20 protein-coding genes are annotated in these 20,965 nt (G+C 34.5%); 10 read left to right on the forward strand and 10 right to left on the reverse strand.

Going from position 1 to position 20,965, the window contains the following annotated elements:
- Positions 1-349 precede the first annotated feature (349 nt).
- The 6 genes from shc (at position 350) to SLH48_RS16925 (ending at position 5,639) form a co-directional block, all read left to right on the forward strand.
- Positions 350-2,224: a squalene--hopene cyclase gene (shc, locus tag SLH48_RS16900; protein WP_413785437.1), complete on the forward strand. Its 1,875-nt coding sequence runs from the start codon at positions 350-352 to the stop codon at positions 2,222-2,224.
- Positions 2,225-2,339: 115 nt separating this feature from the next.
- On the forward strand, positions 2,340-2,543 hold the full coding sequence (locus tag SLH48_RS16905) for a hypothetical protein (protein WP_214483383.1): 204 nt from the start codon (positions 2,340-2,342) through the stop codon (positions 2,541-2,543).
- Positions 2,544-2,998: 455 nt separating this feature from the next.
- The gene (locus SLH48_RS16910; RefSeq protein WP_320259118.1) at positions 2,999-3,538 is read left to right on the forward strand and encodes an HD domain-containing protein; all 540 of its coding nucleotides are present in this window, start codon (positions 2,999-3,001) and stop codon (positions 3,536-3,538) included.
- Positions 3,539-3,754: 216 nt separating this feature from the next.
- Positions 3,755-4,483: an esterase family protein gene (locus SLH48_RS16915; RefSeq protein ID WP_320259119.1), complete on the forward strand. Its 729-nt coding sequence runs from the start codon at positions 3,755-3,757 to the stop codon at positions 4,481-4,483.
- A gap of 210 nt (positions 4,484-4,693) precedes the next feature.
- Positions 4,694-5,209, forward strand: coding sequence for a YjcG family protein (locus SLH48_RS16920; RefSeq protein WP_320259120.1), 516 nt, complete (start codon positions 4,694-4,696; stop codon positions 5,207-5,209).
- A gap of 4 nt (positions 5,210-5,213) precedes the next feature.
- Complete coding sequence (locus SLH48_RS16925; RefSeq protein ID WP_320259121.1) at positions 5,214-5,639, forward strand: GNAT family N-acetyltransferase; 426 nt, start codon at positions 5,214-5,216, stop codon at positions 5,637-5,639.
- A gap of 357 nt (positions 5,640-5,996) precedes the next feature.
- On the opposite strand, the gene SLH48_RS16930 is transcribed toward SLH48_RS16925, so the two are convergent.
- Positions 5,997-6,473 carry a GNAT family N-acetyltransferase gene (locus SLH48_RS16930; RefSeq protein WP_320259122.1) on the reverse strand — a complete coding sequence of 159 codons (477 nt, stop codon included), beginning with the start codon at positions 6,471-6,473 and terminating at the stop codon, positions 5,997-5,999.
- A gap of 1,227 nt (positions 6,474-7,700) precedes the next feature.
- On the opposite strand from SLH48_RS16930, the gene SLH48_RS16935 reads away from it, so the two are divergent.
- Both SLH48_RS16935 and SLH48_RS16940 read left to right on the forward strand, forming a co-directional pair.
- Positions 7,701-8,375: a DUF421 domain-containing protein gene (locus SLH48_RS16935; protein ID WP_320259123.1), complete on the forward strand. Its 675-nt coding sequence runs from the start codon at positions 7,701-7,703 to the stop codon at positions 8,373-8,375.
- A gap of 175 nt (positions 8,376-8,550) precedes the next feature.
- Complete coding sequence (locus tag SLH48_RS16940; RefSeq protein ID WP_320259124.1) at positions 8,551-9,126, forward strand: TetR/AcrR family transcriptional regulator; 576 nt, start codon at positions 8,551-8,553, stop codon at positions 9,124-9,126.
- Positions 9,127-9,974: 848 nt separating this feature from the next.
- Here the strand turns inward: SLH48_RS16940 and SLH48_RS16945 are convergent.
- The gene (locus SLH48_RS16945; protein WP_320259125.1) at positions 9,975-10,874 is read right to left on the reverse strand and encodes an MBL fold metallo-hydrolase; all 900 of its coding nucleotides are present in this window, start codon (positions 10,872-10,874) and stop codon (positions 9,975-9,977) included.
- A gap of 21 nt (positions 10,875-10,895) precedes the next feature.
- Entirely contained in the window at positions 10,896-11,138 is a 243-nt protein-coding gene (locus tag SLH48_RS16950) for a hypothetical protein (RefSeq protein WP_320259126.1), read from the reverse strand.
- A 444-nt stretch (positions 11,139-11,582) separates the two neighbouring features.
- Between SLH48_RS16950 and SLH48_RS16955 the strand changes: the two genes are divergently transcribed.
- On the forward strand, positions 11,583-13,853 hold the full coding sequence (locus SLH48_RS16955; RefSeq protein ID WP_320259127.1) for an ATP-dependent helicase: 2,271 nt from the start codon (positions 11,583-11,585) through the stop codon (positions 13,851-13,853).
- A 553-nt stretch (positions 13,854-14,406) separates the two neighbouring features.
- On the opposite strand, the gene SLH48_RS16960 is transcribed toward SLH48_RS16955, so the two are convergent.
- Together SLH48_RS16960 and SLH48_RS16965 are read right to left on the reverse strand one after the other, a co-directional pair.
- Positions 14,407-15,246, reverse strand: a complete 840-nt coding sequence (locus SLH48_RS16960; protein ID WP_320259128.1) for a hypothetical protein — start codon at positions 15,244-15,246, stop codon at positions 14,407-14,409.
- Positions 15,247-15,910: 664 nt separating this feature from the next.
- On the reverse strand, positions 15,911-16,165 hold the full coding sequence (locus SLH48_RS16965) for a stage VI sporulation protein F (protein WP_214483339.1): 255 nt from the start codon (positions 16,163-16,165) through the stop codon (positions 15,911-15,913).
- A gap of 133 nt (positions 16,166-16,298) precedes the next feature.
- Here SLH48_RS16965 and SLH48_RS16970 point away from each other — a divergent pair, with 133 nt between their 5' ends.
- Complete coding sequence (locus tag SLH48_RS16970; RefSeq protein ID WP_320259129.1) at positions 16,299-16,988, forward strand: Crp/Fnr family transcriptional regulator; 690 nt, start codon at positions 16,299-16,301, stop codon at positions 16,986-16,988.
- Between the two features lie 390 nt (positions 16,989-17,378).
- Here the strand turns inward: SLH48_RS16970 and SLH48_RS16975 are convergent, their stop codons facing one another.
- The 5 genes from SLH48_RS16975 to SLH48_RS16995 all read right to left on the reverse strand — a co-directional run bounded on the left by SLH48_RS16975 (position 17,379) and on the right by SLH48_RS16995 (position 20,793).
- Positions 17,379-17,513 carry a YjcZ family sporulation protein gene (locus SLH48_RS16975; protein WP_214483337.1) on the reverse strand — a complete coding sequence of 45 codons (135 nt, stop codon included), beginning with the start codon at positions 17,511-17,513 and terminating at the stop codon, positions 17,379-17,381.
- A 252-nt stretch (positions 17,514-17,765) separates the two neighbouring features.
- Positions 17,766-18,002, reverse strand: a complete 237-nt coding sequence (locus tag SLH48_RS16980) for a hypothetical protein (protein ID WP_214483336.1) — start codon at positions 18,000-18,002, stop codon at positions 17,766-17,768.
- Between the two features lie 84 nt (positions 18,003-18,086).
- The gene (locus SLH48_RS16985; RefSeq protein WP_320259130.1) at positions 18,087-19,514 is read right to left on the reverse strand and encodes a dihydrolipoyl dehydrogenase family protein; all 1,428 of its coding nucleotides are present in this window, start codon (positions 19,512-19,514) and stop codon (positions 18,087-18,089) included.
- A gap of 15 nt (positions 19,515-19,529) precedes the next feature.
- Positions 19,530-20,111, reverse strand: a complete 582-nt coding sequence (locus SLH48_RS16990) for a CDP-alcohol phosphatidyltransferase family protein (RefSeq protein WP_320259131.1) — start codon at positions 20,109-20,111, stop codon at positions 19,530-19,532.
- A 31-nt stretch (positions 20,112-20,142) separates the two neighbouring features.
- A complete protein-coding gene (locus tag SLH48_RS16995) occupies positions 20,143-20,793 on the reverse strand; it encodes a TVP38/TMEM64 family protein (protein WP_320259132.1) in 651 nt (216 codons plus the stop codon).
- Positions 20,794-20,965 lie beyond the last annotated feature (172 nt).

Consider the following 20,965-nt stretch of genomic DNA (forward strand, 5'->3'; position numbering starts at 1 on the left):
CACGAACTAATTTTCGTTGCATCTTTCTTCTATAAAACGATGACTGTTGAATAAAGCGACATTTTCTCCTAGGAACTGTAGCAACAACGTTTACGAAAAGAGCCCTAATGATTGACTGATAATATTACTAAATGTATTAGAAGTTGTTCGTATGAAAATGCATGTAAGTACATTTTCTTTCATTTCTTACTCATACGAATCTATTCTCAGAATTAAAATGTTTTTTTATAGTATTGTTTTCCTGTCACGTCAATATGTACAAGCATACATGAATATATAGTAAAAAGGTTGTTTTAAAAAGCTGATCAACCCTTCTCCCAGGCTAACCACTTTATAAGGAGTGATTCTTTTGTTTTCAAACGAAGAAATTCGTGAAGAAATTACAACTATGGTGCATGACCTCCATGAAACACAATATACAGATGGGACTTGGCGATTTTGCTTTGAAGGTCCTCCATTAACGGATTGTTATACTATTATTTTGTTACATTGCCTTGGTATAGATGAAGAATCATTAATATCAAAACTTGCAAATCGATTATTGAGTATACAAAGTGAAAATGGTACTTGGAAGCTGTATGAAGATGAGCAAGATGGAAATTTATCTGCTACCATTCAATGTTACTTCGCCTTATTATGCTCTAAAGCTGCGAAAAAAAGTGATACAAATATGAAGAAAGCAGAACGATACATTAAATCACAAGGTGGGTTGACTAAGGCTCATTTTACAACTAAGTTTATTCTCTCTGTATGCGGCCAATATCCTTGGCCTACAGCATTTTATATTCCTATGTCCATATTAATGCTTCCAAAATTTTCGCCACTTAGCATTTATTCAATTAGTAATTATGCCCGAATTCATTTTATTCCTATGGCTATTTGTGGAAACAAACGCATTTCACTTCGTTCTGAGAGTACACCAGATGTAAGTCATCTATTCACCACACCTCCTTCTTTATTCACACAAAGCTGGATTAGAGAAAGTAGACTTTCACATGAATTCTTAACACAGCTTAAAAAACTTGCTAGCTATCCGCTACATATCCATGAACAAGGATTAAAAAAAGCTGAGAAGTTTTTACTAGACAGAATTGAAAGTAATGGGACTTTGTATAGTTACGCTACCTCAACTGTCGTCATGGTTTTTGCACTTTTAGCATTGGGATACACGAAAGATTCGCCGATTATCCAAAAAGCAATTAAAGGATTGAAATCTCTCAGTTGCCCAGCTAACGACCAAGTTCATATTCAAAACTCACCCTCAACTGTATGGGATACAGCCTTATTAAGTTATGCGCTCCAAAAAGCAGGAGTAAGTGCAGATGTTTTAATGATACATCGTGCTAACGAATACCTACTATCCCGTCAGCACAAAAAATATGGAGACTGGACAGTACACAACCCCAATACAGAACCAGGGGGCTGGGGTTTCTCAGATATAAACACGATTATTCCTGATATTGATGATACAACTGCAGCACTAAGAGCCATCACATCAACGGCTCAAACACAACATCCTTTTCAAGTCGCTTTATCGAAAGGGCAGAAGTGGCTTCTGTCTATGCAAAATAATGACGGTGGCTGGCCATCATTTGAAAAAAACGTTGACCAAAAATGGTTAGCAACGTTACCGATCGAAAACGCTAATTTTACATTGCGTGACTCATCAACAGCTGATTTAACAGGACGTACACTTGAATATCTTGGAAACTTTGCTGGCTATGACGAAGAACATCCACAAGTAAAACAAGCTGTGAATTGGTTAATTAACAATCAAGAAGAGAATGGCTCTTGGTATGGGAAATGGGGTATTTGTTACATTTATGGCACATGGGCTGCTGTTACAGGTTTGAGGGCAGTTGGTATCCAAGCAAATCACCCTTGTATACGTAAGGCAATTCGTTGGCTTAAAAATATTCAAAATAATGATGGTGGATGGGGAGAGTCTTGTCGCAGTGCTGAAGTCGAACGATTCGTACCTTTGCAATTTAGTACACCTTCTCAAACTGCATGGGCTTTAGATGCATTGCTCACTTCTAATTCAAAAATGGAAAGATCGATTCAAACTGGAATACAATTTTTAATTTCAAATAACTATTCTTCTACCCAACATACTTATCCTACAGGCACCGGCTTACCCGGTCAATTTTACACCCAATACCATAGCTACAATACAATTTTTCCACTAATAGCACTGTCCAATTATATATTGACAGAAAATTGACAATAATAAAGTAACAAAGAACATATTTTCTATATTTTTTTCTCCTATATGAAAAGAAGCTTTTTGAGATCTTATCTAAAAACAAGTTTATTAATCTATAAGGGGTTGTTACATCTTGTATCGATTATTTTTAAGATGTTTAGAGCTAAAGCAACCGATAGAAGTCATATACATGTCTAAATCTGGTCAAATAACACAAAGGATTTTACGGGTTGAACAAGTAACACCGAGCTATGTCAAAGCATATTGTCTGTTACGTCATGAACAACGAACTTTTAATCTAGCAAATATTTTATCGGCAATCCCAGTTTCACAATGAAAATAAGGCTCGTTTCGTAAACTTTGTATTTTGTCATTATTTAGATGAACATCATTATCTAAAACTTCTATCTTTTAAATTAGGGGCTTCTTTCACATCAATTGTTGCTTTTTTTTATAGGCTGTTTTCGTATAAATTGTTGTTTTTTCTCTATTAAAATAATCATGTATACAACTAAGGTTCGGGGCATTGCATCTTTCCTTCTATAAAATTATGATTCTTGAGAAAAACGAGGTTTTTATCTGTTATTTTAGGAACGACAACAACAAAATTTACGAGAAACCCAAAATAGAAAAGATGTATAAGTGGCTATTGTGCAACGCGACTAAACAATGTGAAAATACCGTAAAAATCCACAATTAATACAAAAGAACTATTCCAATCAGCTCGTTTTTTTGTTATTCTAAAAAGAAACACTTTTTTATTTAACTAAAATAGAATGGAGGAGAGCACCTATGAGAGAAGTGACCTTAACAGACCTTTTTTTACATCCGATTGCTCAAAAATATCTTAATCGTTCTGGAGTTGCTCATGCAATTTCCACCTCCTACCATGCCTTTCATATAGCAATACAGTATAAAGTTGATGTAGATTTAGCTACAAAAGCAGCACTCTTACACGATATCGGCCATTATGAGTGGTATCAAGACGGCAAATGGGACTTTGAGCAATATCGCCAAAATGATATACATGCGATCAAAGGAGCTGAACGTGCACATAAACTATTAATCCGATTAGGAGAAAAACCTACGAATGCCAAGCAAATTGCATTAGCAGTGTTGCTACACACAGATTCTTACCTTCCTGAAGGCAAGCTAAATACAGATGACTTACAACAGGTTGTAAAATTAGCTGATGAGGCTGACGAAGAACCAAATGGGAAACATCACTATCGAACAATCGAGAAAAAGCTGGCGCTAGTAAAAATCAAAAACTTAGATTCACTCATTGATCGTTATTTACAAAATACCACTAATTTAAAAGAAGCCAATTAATGACAGCAACTACTTCAATTACACACCGTCATATACATGTCGATTAAGCGGGCATACCGATGGTGTTCCTTTCCGCTTCCCTTTTTACTTCCCTTAACTTTATTCTGTCATTTATGATCTATCACACCCTCCTATCATTTTAACAGCATTATACCGTTGTTTATGGTACAATTTGATGATATTAACGTACTATGACAGCTGTAGGAGGTTTATCACATGAACGGTATAAAAGGCAAAATTAAAGAAGTGACTTTAACGAGTGAAGCCCTTAATGAAGAAGTACAAATTCTCATATATGAACCTGCGAATTTTTCACCATTGTATAAGTATCACGTATTAATCGCACAGGATGGCCAAGATTACTTAAATCTAGGTAAAATTGCCAGAGTGACAGATCATCTACTCTCTATAAAACAAATAGATAACACGATTATAGTAGCTATACCTTATAAAGATGTGACCGACCGAAAAGAAAAGTATCATCCAAATGGACAAAAACATCAGCAATATATACGCTTTCTAGCAGATGAGTTAACACCATATATTGATAAAGAATATCCAACATTCAATATGGGTATGGGGCGTATACTATTAGGTGATTCATTAGGTGGAACTGTATCTTTGTTAGCTGCATTAACATATCCACATACATTTGGAAAAATCATCATGCAGTCCCCATATGTGAACAGCCATGTAATTGATAAGGTAAAAGATTTCAAACTTCCTCATCAATTGGAGCTTTATCACGTAATTGGAAAACAAGAAACAGAAGTAAAGACAACCGATGGACAAATAAAGGATTTTGTATATCCGAACAGAGAGTTACATGACGTGATGAAGAAGAAATCCTATCCGATATTTTATGATGAATTTGATGGGGACCATACGTGGACTTATTGGCAACCTGATCTTAGTCGCGCACTTAAAATGATGCTGTCTATGTGACAAGATAATTCTTTAAATAGCTAATATATATAATTTTCACTTATTTTGCTATAATAGAAATTATTATATTCAAACATTTTAATAGCATGTAGTCAAAGAGGTAGATGCATTTTTTCTAATTGATTGTTTCGGAGCCTGCCGATGTACAAACATATGTGTAAAAGAAGAGTATAATTAAAGAAATCCATTTTAAGAAAAGGAGCTGAAATCATGAAATACGGAATTGTATTATTCCCTTCAAAACAACTTCAAGATAAAGCGAACTCATACCGAAAGAGATATGACCCTAATTATTCACTTATTCCGCCACATATTACGCTTAAAGCGTCATTTGAATCAGATGATAACGATATGAAAGAGATGGTTGAACAATTAAAGGATATAACAGAAAAAGTTCAGCCGTTTAATCTACACGTGTATAAATTTAGCTCGTTTTCACCTGTCAATAATGTCATTTATTTAAAAGTTGACCCTACACCTGAATTATTAAATCTACATGAAATGCTTCATTCTGGCTTATTTGCAGACGATCCTGAATATGCATTTGTACCTCATATTACGATAGGACAAAAACTATCGAATGATGAACATTCTGATGTTTTTGGTAGATTAAAAATGACAAATGTAAATTTCGAAGAAAAAATTGACCGTTTCCATTTATTATATCAATTAGACAATGGACAATGGACTGTTTATGAAACATTTCAGTTTGGAAAGGATTGTTAACTGATTGAAAGTAAAAATAGCTACTACTAACGAAGAATATAACGATGCATTATTGGTCCGCAGACAGGTCTTTATCGAAGAACAACAAGTTTCTGAAGAAGAAGAAATAGACAACTTAGAAAATGAAGCAACACACTTTGTTTTGTATGATCAAAATCAACCAATTGGTGCGGGTCGCTTTCGCCAATTAGAAAACACTGGTAAAGTAGAGCGTATTTGTGTTCTTTCAACTAGCCGTAAAAAAGGTAGTGGAAAAATGATTATGGACAAAATTGAACAATTTGCCATTGATCAAGGAATTGATAAATTAAAGTTAAATTCTCAAACCCATGCAGAACAATTTTATAAAAAACTTGGGTATGAAACAGTCTCTGAGGTTTTTATGGATGCAGGAATTCCTCACGTAACGATGGTTAAACAATTAACATAATGTCTATAAAATACAATGTACATTACGCTAATAACGAGAAATGGTTATTAGCGCTTTTTTATTTAAATTCCTTACAAAAAGCGATGTTTTCAGGTTAGATTTTAACTATGTTACCGATGTTTAATAACCAACCAAATTATATAAAATTCCTTCGGATGCGACTTTCGCTAAAGCTTCAACAATAGAAAAGCTTTCCCTTTTTACTATTTTTCATCATAATGATTTTTACCTATGATTTTATAGTTTTGGTAATAAATTTCATCTATTTTTCAATATTTAAAACCATTGAAAAAACTCTTTAATCCAATACAGAAATACACCAATTGCTGAATAACATTTTTTTACAAATGGTGGATATCACAGCGATAATTTCATAACAAACTGTTCCCCAATTGGACCACTTTTTCGCGTGCCAGTGTCTTCAAACCCTACTGTTGCATACAGCTGTTGAGCAGGAACATTTTTATGATTCACTGCTAAAACAATTTCATCACAATTAGGAAATTCAGCTTTAACAAAATCCCTTAAGACGATCATACCTTGTTTGGCGTAACCTTTTCCTTGATGCGCATGGTCAACAGATAATGCGGTTAACAACATAGCCTTCGGATTAACTGAATACTCCTTTACTCGTTCAGTTGAATGCAATAAAAAGAAACCAACAGGTACATTATTATTAACAATGATAATTCGATGTTGTCCTTCTGTCACCTCCAAAACCTTACTTGGTAATGCAGTAAATTTTACTTGTTCTTCAGGGAGTTTAAAAGAAGATAAGGTTTCCAAATATTCATCAGAAAAATGTTTTAACTCAATGCAATTAATTTTATCCATAGTCTTTTTTGCTCCTTATTTTCTTTATATTTTATCATAAGCACAATAACAAGAACATACATTCGTTTCAATATTATAATATTACTACAAGTTCTTGTTCAGCAATTCTAGACGATGATGATATGATTAGACTACTCTTTCCTATCCAAATGACTCTACTTCGATATGACGACGACAATCATCTCAAATTCCATTTTTCGGACTAATTATTGTAAATTAACGAAATTTAATAAAGACTATTTTCTGGTTGATTTTCGTACATAAATATAAACACCTAAACATATTGAACCAGATAAAGAAATCTTTATCTCCCTGTTTATATTGTGTTTTACAAGTCAAATTCTGTGTTTTTCGGGCCAAATCCAGCATTTTATCGGTCTAATACCGTTATTTTCGGGTCAAATACCGTGATTTCCGGGTCAAATCCGGCATTTTATCGGTCTAATACTGTCATTTTCGGGTCAAATACCGTGATTTCCGGGTCAAATCCGGCATTTTATCGGTCAATACTGTCATTTTCGGGTCAAATCCGGCATTTTATCGGTCAATACTGTCATTTTCGGGTCAAATACCGTGATTTCCGGGTCAAATCCGGCATTTTATCGGTCAATACTGTAATTGTCGGGTCAAATACCGTGATTTCTGGGTCAAATCCGGCATTTTATCGGTCTAATACTGTCATTTTCGGGTCAAATACCGTGATTTCCGGGTCAAATCCGGCATATTATCGGTCAATACTGTAATTTTCAATCTAACACGCTTGAAATTCTATGTTTAGAGTCTAATGTCTTTATCTCCCTGTTCCTTTTCATAAAATTAATAATAAGTGCCTTTCTATTCGTCTACTCCAAAATAAAGCCTTTGAAAAGATCATAAAAAATCCCTGTCTGTACATCATAATAATGAACTTATAGGAATAGCAGAGCGACGTTCTTAATAATCATTCGTACATACCCTTGTCATTTTGAAACGCTGTTTCTGACTTAAGAAGTTACAATTAAATATTATTTTTTTTATAAGGTATTATTGCATTGATTGTAATTTTTCGTACTTAAACATTAACATAAAAATGATGTCAAACAGCTAACAAATCATTTTTTGCCGCTATAATATTGTCACGTTAGTAACAAAATTTATTAAAAAACATATCCACTAATAGCAATTGCATAATACCTAGTTAACTATAAGCAGCATATTTTTTGATTCATATATAAAGGTGTGCATAACATGGATTATTATCATATTACAATCGAGATTTTTTTTGGCTTTATTGCGTTATTTTTGGTCACAAAAATGTTAGGGAAATCACAAATCACTCAAATTACTACTTTTGATTTCATATCTGCACTTGTCCTCGGCGAATTAGTTGGAAACGCACTATTTGATGAGAATACAGGGTTAGGGCAAATTATTTATTCGGTTGCAATTTGGGGGTTATTAATTTACACGATGGAAATGATCACTCAAAAATGGAAGAGAACAAGAGCTTTTCTTGAAGGTAAGCCATCAATCGTTATTAACAAAGGACAAATTAATTACCATGAATTAAAGAAAAATAAACTCGATATTAATCAATTACAGCACCTTCTACGAACAAAGGATGCATTCTCTATTCGAGAAGTTGAATACGCATTACTAGAAACAGATGGAACTGTTAACGTTCTTAAAAAATCCAAATATGCAGCTCCCACACGTGGTGATATGAATTTATCTAAAGAAAATGTTGTACTTTCAAACACACTAATTAGTGACGGGGAAGTGCTATGGGAAAATTTAGAGGAAGTTGGCTTCGATACAAAGTGGCTTCAAGGGCAAATTCAAGTTCACGGTGCAACAAAGTATTCAGAAATCCTATACGCAGAATGGAAAGAAGGAGAGGGATTACACGTTCAGAAGTATTAATGCCTCTCCTTTCTATTAGGCAACTTAAAACAAGTACTTTCTGTTCAATTTTGACTGTCTATACTCAACTGACTATCTGCTTCATTTATTCCATTTTTCCACTTCAAAACAGCTACAAACATCAACATCAAACTCACTACTCGACCCCAACCTAATATACCTAAGCCATGATCAAATGATTTCTTTCCAGAACACGAAAATTAATTGGAGAGACTTTCTTAAGTTTGATCAAGCTAAAAGCTTTGACAGTATCACCATCCAAAATATTGCAGATGAAGCAATGATAAATCGTGCTACTTTTTATTTACATTACCAAGATAAATATGATTTATTAGATCACATGATTGAGCATGTGTTGTTGGAGATTGAAGATGTATATGATCCAACAAATCATATTAAAAATAAGCTATTACAAACCAACAAGCTTCAAGCAACAATACTGAGAGTATTTGAACATGTTGAAAAACACCGCTTTTTTTATCAAGTGATGTTCGGTGAACACGGTGTATATGATTTTAGACATAAAATTGAGCATGTCATTCGCAACAAATTCAAAGACAATTTAACGGAGCTAGGTAAGGAAAAAAATGACCTACTCCTTCCTGAAGAACTGCTTCTTCACTTCGCTAGTTCAGCTTTTATAGGTGTTCTCACTTGGTGGCTAAAAGAAGAACCTTATCCATCACCTGGCCATATGTCTAAACAAATCCTACGAATTATTCTAAAAGGCCCCCAAGTGCTGCGGGGTTAAAAATAGATGTTCAAACCGACAACTAGTTAGACGTATTTGCGGACGATACTTATCACTTACTAAGTATTTTGTTATTGTATTACACTGCATAGTTCTGCTTAATGCCTTTGTTAAATCAGTTTTCTCCGTGACTAGCTTTTCGCTCTAATAGATAGACACGTATAACCATAGGCTTCGTGGCATCTTTTCTACTTTTACATTTATTGAGGATTTATAAAAACTATTCATACCGTCCATTTTTTATAACAATAGCAACAAAGTATACGAACAGAGCCTAGACATAAGAATATTTTAATTACACTCGTAGTATTTTTCTCAGCTTTTAAATACACCTCCTTTAGTTTTTTTTAATTAGCAACAAAGTTTGTAAAAGGAGATATTTCAAATATTCACACAATTTCCCATCATCGTCACATATTTTTCTCATCTTTATAATGTATCTTATTTGATATGAACGGTATTTAAGACACACCTCTCTCTTAGAGTCCAATAGATATTGGACTTTTTTTGTAGTCAATAGATCGTTTTCTTACATGTTCCTGTCTTTCGAAGGTTGATTTCGCACTACTAGCCTCGTACACAGATGCCCCCCTACAAATCTAGTCGTGGCGTCTTTTCTCATATATTACAAGGTCCATTTAATATATTTCAAAAAGAGACAAGCATAAATAGTAACGCCAATAAATGCAACAATACTTATCACATCATAAAAAAGTATTAGCTGTATTATTAAATAACAGCTAATACTTTGCTTTCTACTGTATACGAACAGAATGTTAATTTCAGCAAACAACAAGTGGCGGAGCACATACAGCACTTTGGATTTATTAAGCTAGTGCAAACATTCACTAGCTTTTCCAGTTAAATGATAGCGCAAAATCTTTTATTGATAACTCTACTAAGTCGTCTTTTACTAGCTTAGTTGCGTACGCTGTTATCGCTGTACGATACAGCATCCACGATGATACGAATGGCAAAGAAACCTCCCAGGCCTCACATGCATCTCTAACTAATTCTTCATGACTAACATTGGCTTCTTTCAACTTAAAGTAGTCACTCATCCAATCTAATATTTGATGGTGGTATACGATATTGCCTCTAATAGTCCGTTGAAAAGCAGTTTCAAATTCGCCGTGTCCAGGTACTGCCCCGTAACAATCAATTCCCAAACACTTCTCTAATGTATTTATTGTATGTTGGCAATCTACAATATAAGGAATTTTATGTTTTTGAAGCTGCTCTATACTAAAATAAGCATCACCACAATATAAAATTTCATTGATTTTTATACCCATTTGATTTTCACTATGCCCTGGAAATGAGATACATTCAAACGTAAAAGCATCTATTTCATGGTTACCTTCATTTAGTACTTGGTCAATTCTGATAGCTTCACCTTCCAAGAACTTATTTCTCATTTCTGGTAAAGGATGGTTTCCTTGAAATAAATATATTGGCTCCAAAATAGGATACCGTAAAACCGCCTCCTCAAGTGGTGGAGCCATCGTAAATACGTCTTTTGTTTTTTGTAAATGCGCAGCACCTCCAAAGTGGTCCGCATGTGCATGAGTAATAAATAGGTGAGTAAGAGGTAACTGTTCTTTATCAAGCTCTTTAATTACTTTTTTTATTGAACTCTTATCGAGACCTGCGTCAATTAACAACCCTTGGTCACCCGCTTTCACATAACCAATATTGACCGCAGCATGAAAATAATAACTATCTTGTTGAATGTTGCATAACTTCATTTAGTAGTACGCCCCCATTATTCAGACTAGTTCATTTATATATTTCCCTTTACCAGTAATTTCGTAATATCGTTTTTCATCATTTTCTTTCACTTCGTATTTTCTTTTTTGAAGTATCGAAATTGGAAATAATTGTTCCTGTAGCCGTGCATCTATTGTAGACTTATAAACTGGATTAAATTTCATCATATCTTGCTTGAACGGAATGGTGCGAAGTGCGTATAAACTGTATTGCTCATGATTAATAGGTGCAATTAAAGTCATAGCTATCACCTTCCTTTATATATAAACATTCGATAAGATGCAAGTTTTTTCCTTTAATAACTCATAATATTCCAAAACTTCTTACTTAAACACAACTCATTTGATTGCTCTTTTTCGCACCACATATACTTAAGATGTTCATGTACTTTCTTCTGCAAAACGTGCAATCGTATAAAACTACTTCTTATGATTGTTTTCTAAATCAACAATGTTTACTTCAAACAGAGACGCTCAATTAAAGCATCCCACACCTGTTTACTAAGAATGGAAAATCTCTACAAAGTTTTAGGGCCAAAACACGTAGCTTAACATGTTGAAAATAATAGAAATAGCTTGCAAGTAACCCAGAAGTATCAACAAATTCTACAATTCAACTTTTCCTCCATTCATCATTTTGTTATGATAGAAAGGTTAAAAATATACAAGTCATTAGGAGGGTCCTTCATGGACTGTGCAATACATCATGATCGCCTTATTGAACTAGATTCTCAGCATAGAGAAAATCTCCAGCGCCTCTATGAAAATAGTCTTCGAGGAGAAATTACGTGTAAAGATTGTGGCGCAGAAGTCCGATTATATCTAGGCATGTCAAAGCAACCACATTTTTATCACAAAACGACATCCTGTCAAAACGTCAAGGTGGTACCAGTTCATCAACCAAAAGAAAACGAAGCTGATAGCACTTTTAATTTTGTTGAACAAAATGGATTTCGCATACCAAAATCACGTACTATTTCATCAACGGTCTTGGAAAAGCAAATGATATGGCAGCCTGCAAAAACCGTAAAAGCAATCCAAACATTTAAAAATGATACAACAAAAGAGTACGTTAAATACGCAACCAACATTCAGCTAGATTCATTACAATGGGATGCGGTAAAGCATACAGAAGGTCCACTTCTTATTCTTGCTGGTGCTGGGAGTGGAAAGACTCGTGTCTTAACTACAAGAACACTCTATATGATTAAAGATAAAAAAGTAGATCCAGCTAGCATGATACTCGTTACATTTACAACTAAAGCGGCAAAAGAAATGAAACAACGCCTACTTTCTTACGGGATATCATCAGCAACGATCAGTCGCATGGTAATAGGAACTTTCCATAGTATTTTTTACAAAATTCTTCTACACCACACCCCTGAGCAATGGCAAAGCGACAAACTCATCAAATGGGAATGGCAAAGAGAACAGCTTGTTAAACAAGCGGGGATGGAAATCAATTTAGATGAAAAGCAGTTTGCTTACGATGAAGCCCTTCAAAAAATTAGTTATTGGAAAAACACATTGTTGGAACCGATGGATATAAAACCTACAGACGAATGGGAAGAAAAGCTAGGATTTTTATATTTGCGCTACGAACAATTGAAAAAGGAAAAATCATTATTCGACTTTGACGATATGCTTGTTGGTTGCTTACAGCTTTTCCAACATAATGAACAACTGTTAAAAAAGTATCAGCAACGCTTCCACTATTTTTTAATCGATGAATTTCAAGATATTAATAAAGCCCAATACAAGATCATTCAATTGCTCTCAAATCATACGAAAAACCTTTGTGTAGTTGGGGATGATGATCAATCTATTTATGCCTTTCGAGGAAGTGACCCATCGTTTATTTTACATTTCTCTACAGATTATCCTAATTGCAAAACAGTTATATTAGCAGAAAACTATCGTTCTACACATCATATTGTCCAAAGTGCAAATACGGTAATATCAGAGAATAGTATTCGTCATCAAAAAAATATGATATCACAAAATAATAATCAACATGTACCAACTGTTTTTTATCCTTATGATGAAGAAGAGGAAGCGACAATGATTGTCACTGATTTAAAAGAAAAAATTGCAAATGGGGCAGGGCCAAATGATTTTGCGATCTTTTATCGAACCCACTCCGCTTCTAGAGCCATATTTGAGAGGTTGACACAGTCTAGCTTACCTTTCATTATTGAACAGGATAGTGAATCTTTTTATCAAAAGAGAACTGTTAAAAGCTTAGTTGCACATTTACGCTTAAGCTTAGACCCAAATAATAGCAATGCTATTCGGGATATCTTAACTGCACAGTTTTTAAAGCAATCAATCTATCAAGATTTGAAAGCAATTACTATATTAGAAGATTGTTCATTTGTAGATGGACTAGCATACCTTCAAAATGTCCAACCTTTTCAAAAAAGAAAGTTACAAAAAATAGTTCCTTTGTTTAAAACGTTAGCTAACCTACCACCTATCCAAGCTATAGAAAAAATCGAAAAAGAGATGGGCTTTGCTGAATTTGTTAAAAAAAGAGGGAATGAAGGCAATGCTATTGAAAGAGGGTCAGATGATGTACGTGACTTAAAGGTTGTTGCTAAGAAATTTACAAATCTTCCCCAACTCATTGAGCACATTGATCACATGATTGCAATGAATAAAGAAATGAAGGAACTTAGTAAGCAATATAACAACGCAATTACTTTATCAACTATCCATCGAGCGAAGGGGTTAGAGTATAAAAACGTATACGTGTTAGGGGCTGTGGACGGTAGCCTTCCACACGATTATGCATTAGAATCGTTTCGAAATGGCGATATTCGTATCCTTGAGGAAGAGCGACGCTTATTATATGTTGCAATGACACGTGCGCAAGACTCTTTATACTTGTCTATACCTCATATGCGACGTGGTAAAAAAGCTAAGCGTTCACGTTTCTTAGCTTCAATAATAAGATAATAAGCTTTTTAAACTTTTTTGTCATTTATAAAATGACTACCATTGAACAAGACTTTATGCGATTTTCATGGTTCTAAATAAAAATAACAACTGCTACGAAATCTAGTTTCATCTTGTTTATTTCTTAGTACGAAAAATACTTTTAAATGTGAATACAACCAGAGATTACAAACATTTGATTGAGCAACTACCAATACGCAGCAGCTCAATTGTGCTTGAAAGCAATATAGTTATCACTTGAGCACCTTTTGTCTTATCCACCTAGGAGGTAGTCATTGGAGCTGTAATACTTAGTCGTCATCTAAGAGCTTATAGTTTTGAAAAGAAACCAAAAGAGCTAGTGATCTAGTCATCCTAGCTCTTCGTTCTTTAAACATGCACTTGGTTACCTTCATATTCTAGGACACATCAGTCCTCTTAATTTCATCAATATTTATATCTTTTACCTTATACATACACCTTTGTTAATATTCCTGAATTAGATATACACAGCTAGATGAAGGTATAATTATTTCTTACTCCTTACATTAAGATAAACTATGTGAGCACTGCGTTAATAAAAGAACGGGAAGCCGAAGCGTCTTATTCCATAGAAAGGAAATCCAAAACGACCAAATCTACGGAATCTTCGTGGATAGCCTCCAAAACCACCAAAACCGTAGCCAAATCCTCCATTAGGGTCGTTAACAAATTGTTGTTGCTCATCTCTGTTCGCAACTTCCCCCATTGGAACTAACATCACTACTGAATCTCCTTGCGTACCTACAATAATTCCGTCATAATGGCGTCCATCTTTCATTTCTACACAGACAAAGTGGTGCTTATACTTTCTACAGAAGTCCTTCATTTCTTCGGGACTGTGAGCTGGCATTACTTTCTCGTGTGCTGGCATGACGTTTTCTTGCATTGGCATTACATTTTCTTGTGCTGGCATGATGTTCTCTTGCATCGGCATTACATTTTCTTGTGCCGGCATGACATTCTCGTACATCGGCATTACATTTTCTTGTGCTGGCATGACGTTCTCGTACATCGGCATTACATTTTCTTGTGCTGGCATGACGTTCTCATACATCGGCATTACATTTTCTTGTGCTGGCATGACGTTACCGTACATCGGCATCACATTTTCATGCGCTGGCATCACATTTTCATGCGCTGGCATCACATTCTCATACATTGGCATTACATTTTCATGCGCTGGCATCACATTCTCATACATTGGCATTACATTTTCATGCGCTGGCATGACGTTCTCATACATCGGCATTACATTTTCATGCGCTGGCATGACGTTACCGTTCCAAGGCATCATATTCCCATGCCAAGGCATGACATTTCCGTGCATTGGATTGTGCATCTGGTTATGCATATGTGGATAATAATGATTCAACAGTTCATACCTCCCTTATATTTTTCTATGCTATTTTATTCAAATATTGGGGAGTTGACACAGGTTTTCACAATTTCATGTAGAGAAATAATACACAAGGAATAAATCGCACACTAAGCTGCACTTGTATATGTGAGGTTATACATGTAAACTCTAGCTCGATAATATAACTAAATAAAAATTGGTTTCTATTGATTAAAAAATATGTAAACATATATCGATACAAATATAACCTTTTCTTATTCGATACGCATAAACTATAACGCCACTACTACACGCCGTAATTTAGTATAAAACAAAATTTACAAAGAAAAATGCTCATACGTGCTCTATAACTAATGAAAATTATGTGTGTCAAAAAATTTCGTCGTCACTAAAATATAATTATTAATAAGCGCGCAAGTTTTCAACTATAAGTTAGGAAAGGACGTAGAACAACTATAAAGAAAACTTATTTAAGATTTAGTAAAAATCCGTTACCTCCCTTTGTCTCAACCTCTTTGAATGATGTTATAAAAGTATGCTAGGAATAAAACAAAAAAACTTCCAACTGGAAGGGAGTTTAATTATTGATGAGGATCATTACTCATTAAATAGTTACAACTTAAAATCAGGTGGAGCTTGTTGCCCACCTGAACGTAAAGTTAGTTTAGCTTGAAGGAAGTCACTTCTTGTTTAACATATTCGCTATCGTTCCAAAATCAATCTTTTTCCCATCATTAATAATAGAACTGACGATTTTATCCTCAAGTTCTTTTGGAACGTCACGTCTAGCTAACTCAGCTACTCTTTTCACAATTTGCCTAACTTGTTTTTCATCTTGGAAGTTTGCATGTTGTACTGAATTGGCTAATTCGAAAACATCCTTCATTTTAACTCCTGTTTTCTTCTCAATATTTTTAAATAAATTATTATCCATCCCTAAGCCTCCTAACGTGATATATCATATGACTTGATATGCTCAGGTGTGACCGTCACTATAAATGTTCTGTTCGTATCATCAAAATTTTTGTATACTAGAAAATATACTTTCAAAGGAAAGTGGGACTCACATGGATAAATTATTGTTCTTATCTCAAATTAGTTTGTTAGAAGAATTATCAAATGAAGAGTTGCAAGTAATTGATGAATTAAGTTCGATGAAGCCAGTCAAAAAAGGAACAATTATCATAGATCCTAATCTTCCGATAAAAGCTTTGTTTTTTTTAAAAAAGGGACAAGTTCGCCTATATCGTATGAATGCACAAGGAAAAGAGTTTACGTTAGATATTTTAACTGATGGAAATATTTTCGGTGAAACATCTACCCTCTCTCTTATAGATGACCAAGTATATGCACAAGCAATGACTGACACATATTTATGTGTGATGGGGAAATCAGAATTTGAATCATTTATCGAGAAAAACCCGAAAATTGCCTTGAAGTTTATTTCAATACTTTCTGCTCGGTTAAAAGATGTTTACGAAATGAGTGAAAAAATAGCACTCGGCGATGTAAAATATCGTGTCTTATATTTATTACTGAAACTTAGTGAAAAATCCGGAAAAAGAAAAAACGAGTGGCAAACAATTGAAATGAAACTTACACACCAGGATATTGCTACAATGGTCGGATCGACTCGTGAGACAACAAGTACAATCATAAGCCAGCTTAAGAAAGAAGGGTTTCTAAAGAAAGGAATTCGTTCATTAGCAATCCATGTCGACAATGTAAACAAACACATTAATAGTCAGTACCTATAAAGAGGGCTAATATAATTTTTTTGTTGCTACAGCGATTCAATTAGAAAACAAAATAGTTGTATTCGTGGATTTAAAGCTTTTAGTGCATTTTTGTCTTACATTTGTGTTGCTGATGATAGGATTTTTATAATCTTTAGAAAAGAAAAGGCTACCCGAAAACCTAATTGTATACGTGATTATTCTTTAGAATAAAAACAACATTCCATACGAAAACAGCAATTTGTTTTCTAGCAAGAGGAAGAGCAAAATAAATGTTAAAATAATAATAGACGGATGAGATTTTTTATCTCATCCGTTTTGATGCTTTTTATAAAGGTACGTCTTATATATAACCTAAAAGAGGTAGCTTCTAATGGACTTACTTACCATTAGTGTTTTCCAACCTTTAAACTAATACATAAATACGGTCGCACCTACGATTATTAATAGGATAAACAATATTACAAGTAATACAAATGACGACCCACCGTATGGTCCACCATATCCATAACCAGGATATCCATAACAACCAGATCCGCAATACATACCCTTTTAACACCTCCCTGTATATCATCACTATTACTGTATGATGACTAGTCAAATAACGATATGGATAAACGCGGAGATGTCTAGGAATTTTATAAGTTGATGTAAAGAATGTAAAAAGAGGCTTTAATATTTGCTGTTTACACTTTTAAGATGCTTTTGATACTGAGACATTAAAATTTATGAATTCAGTTAGCTGTTCTCATGTAGTGAAAATTGATACTAAATATACGAGAAAAAGATATAGGTTGTTTAAAACTTCCTATCTATTTCATTTTGCTTTTGCTCAAAGTACCTTTCTCCCTTTTCCATCATATTCTCAAATTTTCTCCAAAAAGAATCACTTGTATTGTCAAGTTTACCTAAATCTGAATCAAGCTCCCTTGCCCACTGATCAACTTTAGGAGGTGGTTTTTCGTTTGTTTCAGCTTCTCCTGTAATATCTGATAGAAATTTTGCTAACTCCTTCCAAAAATCTGGCACATTCATCACTCATTTCCTGTAAAGTTACCATAATATATTCGTGATGAATGCAGGTTGTTCAATAAATTATAATTGTACATATTCATTACACTATCGAAACCATTTTATATACTTTTCTGTAATTTTCGGTAACGAGCTATTAAACAGCTTTTCACGCCAATACAAATCAGTTGTCCGCTGTACAGCTGCAGCATGGTTTGGATATGGATGTATAACTTGAGAAACTGAGCCAATTTTTTGTTTATATTGTTTTGCGTACACGATTTCTTGCATCCAATCTCCTGCACCTGCACCTACTGCATGAGCACCGATTATTTTACCTTTGTTATTCGCAATAATTTTAACCATGCCATTTGTGTTATGGTCACTTACAAACCTGTCTACATCAGCCAGAGGTTGAGAGAATACCGAAATATCTCCATATGTCTCTTTTGCTTCCCTCTCAGTCAACCCTAGATGAAACACCTCTGGATCAGTATAAGTTACCCATGGGACGTTATCATAATTGACCTTTTTTGAGATTCCTAACACAGCATTTTGTACGATTAACTTACCTTCCATACCGGCTACATGTGTAAATGGAAACCTTCCATTCACATCCCCAACCGCAAATATATGTTTAATATTTGTTCGTAAATAGTTGTCTACGACAATAGTGCCGCGTTGATTAACTTGGACACCCGCAGCTGATAAATTTAGCTTTGCTGTATTTGGAGTTCTTCCAGAGGCAATGAGAATTTGGTCTACTTGTAACTGTACCTGACCATCATCCTTTTTTATAGAAACGGATATATGTCCAGACTGTTTACTAACCTCTTCTACTGTTGCATTCGTAAAAATCGTCATTTCATCTTCAAGATGTTTTTGTACATACGGAACGATTTCTTCATCTTCTTTTGATAACAGCATCTCACTTCTCTCAACTACAGTAACCTCGCTACCAAAGCGAGCCAAAGATTGTGCAAGCTCTAAACCAATAGGACCTCCACCAATGACCAATAATCGACCAGGAGCTTCTTTCAAAGAAAAGATTGTTTCATTCGTTATATAATCAATATCATTGATTCCTTTGATTGGTGGAATAAACGGCCTTGATCCAGTAGATATGACAACTCTCTTTCCGTACACAACTTCTCCTGTACTAATTTCGATTTCGTGAGAGGATCGAAAGCTTCCGATACCGATATATACGTCTACTCCCATACTCCGAAATCTATCGGCATCATCATGTTTTGCTATCGTATTAATTGCTACTTTTACTCTTGTCATTGCTGCGTCTAGCGATGGTTTCCCTTGTAATTGAAGTCCGAATTGATCAGTTTGCGTTTTCGCATGATGTACGATCTTAGCTGACTCTATTAATGCTTTCGATGGAACACAGCCATAATGCAAGCAATCTCCACCAGGCTGTTCTTCCTTTTCAATCAACGCTACTTTTGCACCTAATGAACTAGCACCCGCTGCGACTGTTAGTCCACCTGCACCGCCACCAATAACTACTAGGTCGTATTTTTTCACTGCTCTCTCTCCACCTTATGATAAAATTCTTTTTGCTTCTAATAACCGCTGAACTGTTGTAAAAATTTCAATCACTAGAAAAAGCAATGTCAACCATACAAGCACATTCGTAAATATCATCATTGCTGAAAAAAGTAAAAATCCTTCTGTTCGCTCTGCTAAACCAGGTTGGTAATAAAAAGATTTAATGCCTTCTTTCTCTGTGACTGCACCGACTGTTAAGAAAATTGTCATTGCAACAATGATTGAAACACTTAATAATAAAAGGCTCCACATCGCTTCAGGGTAACGAAATGCCAATCCTAAAATAACACTAATCTCTACAATGCGATCGAATGTTACATCTAGGACCGTACCAAATGGCGATGGTTTAGTTAGTCGTGCCATTGTGCCATCAACTGCATCTAAAAAACCAGAAGTCCATAAAGCGACCAGTGCTAATACGGTATAATCAAAATAAATAAAAACACCAGTCGTTATACCAATAACAAACGAAATCACAGTTGTTTGATTTGCAGACAAACCTAATTTCAACAAACCTTTTGCCGATCTTTGAAAGATAGGCTGTACGTACTTTCTCGCATGTGTATCAAGCATGATTACACCTCCGTTAATTAATTGAAATTGATTACTTCGTTAAACCTAATCTTTTTTTAAGCTTCTTACTTGTAAAAATCGGAATAATTAATGCGAGTAGAAATACGATAACTGCAATCATAACAATCTTCATATCTCCATGAGCAAAGCTTGAGCCTAAAAAGTTATAAGCAAATGTTCCAGGAATAATACCAATAAACGTTGCTAAGACAAAATCTTTAAACCGAACCTTTGAAATACCTGCGATATAACTAATCATGTCGAAATTAAAAATTGGCAACAGGCGTAACAATAAGACATATATAAAGCCTTGTTTTCCTATTTGAGTTTGAATAGACTTCGCCTTTCCAGTCCATTCTTTATTACTAATATTTTTTCCTAGCTTACGGGCAACCCAAAATGATAAAGCGGCACCACATGTTGCTCCTACTACTGTATAAATCGTGCCATTAACAGCACCAAAAGCTAAGCCAGCAGCTAACGAAAGAATAGATGCTGGAAAAAGGATAAGTGGACGTACAGTATATAAAATGACATAAATAACTGGCGCAAACAGTCCAAATGATAATATCCATTCTCTTATTAACGTCGGAGTAATATTTAAATAGTTGTTATTGATCCATATTAAAGTAATAAGAACAGCTATTAATAATATGATTTTTACGATCGTTTGCTTTTTCATTTGCTTCCTCCGTTCATTTCATTTTTAAAAAAGCTCTTTTCGTAAATTTTGTTGCTAGTTACTAAAATTGAAAAGATGCTCCGAAACCTAGTTGTATACGTGCTTATTTGTTAGTATGAAAAGCAACATTCTATAAGAAAACAGCCTCTTTGAAAAGCAAAAGTTATTGTGA

Source organism: Cytobacillus sp. IB215316, from assembly GCF_033963865.1.
GTDB classification, from domain to species: Bacteria; Bacillota; Bacilli; order Bacillales; family SM2101; genus Nanhaiella; species Nanhaiella sioensis.

Bases quoted from the DNA above. Each gene is read 5' to 3' on its own strand.
- SLH48_RS16910 (WP_320259118.1), top strand. From the start codon at position 2,999: ATGAGAGAAGTGACCTTAACAGACCTTTTTTTACATCCGATTGCTCAA.
- SLH48_RS16915 (WP_320259119.1), top strand. From the start codon at position 3,755: ATGAACGGTATAAAAGGCAAAATTAAAGAAGTGACTTTAACGAGTGAA.
- SLH48_RS16920 (WP_320259120.1), top strand. From the start codon at position 4,694: ATGAAATACGGAATTGTATTATTCCCTTCAAAACAACTTCAAGATAAA.
- SLH48_RS16930 (WP_320259122.1), bottom strand. From the start codon at position 6,473: ATGGATAAAATTAATTGCATTGAGTTAAAACATTTTTCTGATGAATAT.
- SLH48_RS16935 (WP_320259123.1), top strand. From the start codon at position 7,701: ATGGATTATTATCATATTACAATCGAGATTTTTTTTGGCTTTATTGCG.
- SLH48_RS16940 (WP_320259124.1), top strand. From the start codon at position 8,551: ATGATTTCTTTCCAGAACACGAAAATTAATTGGAGAGACTTTCTTAAG.
- SLH48_RS16945 (WP_320259125.1), bottom strand. From the start codon at position 10,874: ATGAAGTTATGCAACATTCAACAAGATAGTTATTATTTTCATGCTGCG.
- SLH48_RS16950 (WP_320259126.1), bottom strand. From the start codon at position 11,138: ATGACTTTAATTGCACCTATTAATCATGAGCAATACAGTTTATACGCA.
- SLH48_RS16955 (WP_320259127.1), top strand. From the start codon at position 11,583: ATGGACTGTGCAATACATCATGATCGCCTTATTGAACTAGATTCTCAG.
- SLH48_RS16965 (WP_214483339.1), bottom strand. From the start codon at position 16,165: ATGGATAATAATTTATTTAAAAATATTGAGAAGAAAACAGGAGTTAAA.
- SLH48_RS16970 (WP_320259129.1), top strand. From the start codon at position 16,299: ATGGATAAATTATTGTTCTTATCTCAAATTAGTTTGTTAGAAGAATTA.
- SLH48_RS16975 (WP_214483337.1), bottom strand. From the start codon at position 17,513: ATGTATTGCGGATCTGGTTGTTATGGATATCCTGGTTATGGATATGGT.
- SLH48_RS16980 (WP_214483336.1), bottom strand. From the start codon at position 18,002: ATGAATGTGCCAGATTTTTGGAAGGAGTTAGCAAAATTTCTATCAGAT.
- SLH48_RS16990 (WP_320259131.1), bottom strand. From the start codon at position 20,111: ATGCTTGATACACATGCGAGAAAGTACGTACAGCCTATCTTTCAAAGA.
- SLH48_RS16995 (WP_320259132.1), bottom strand. From the start codon at position 20,793: ATGAAAAAGCAAACGATCGTAAAAATCATATTATTAATAGCTGTTCTT.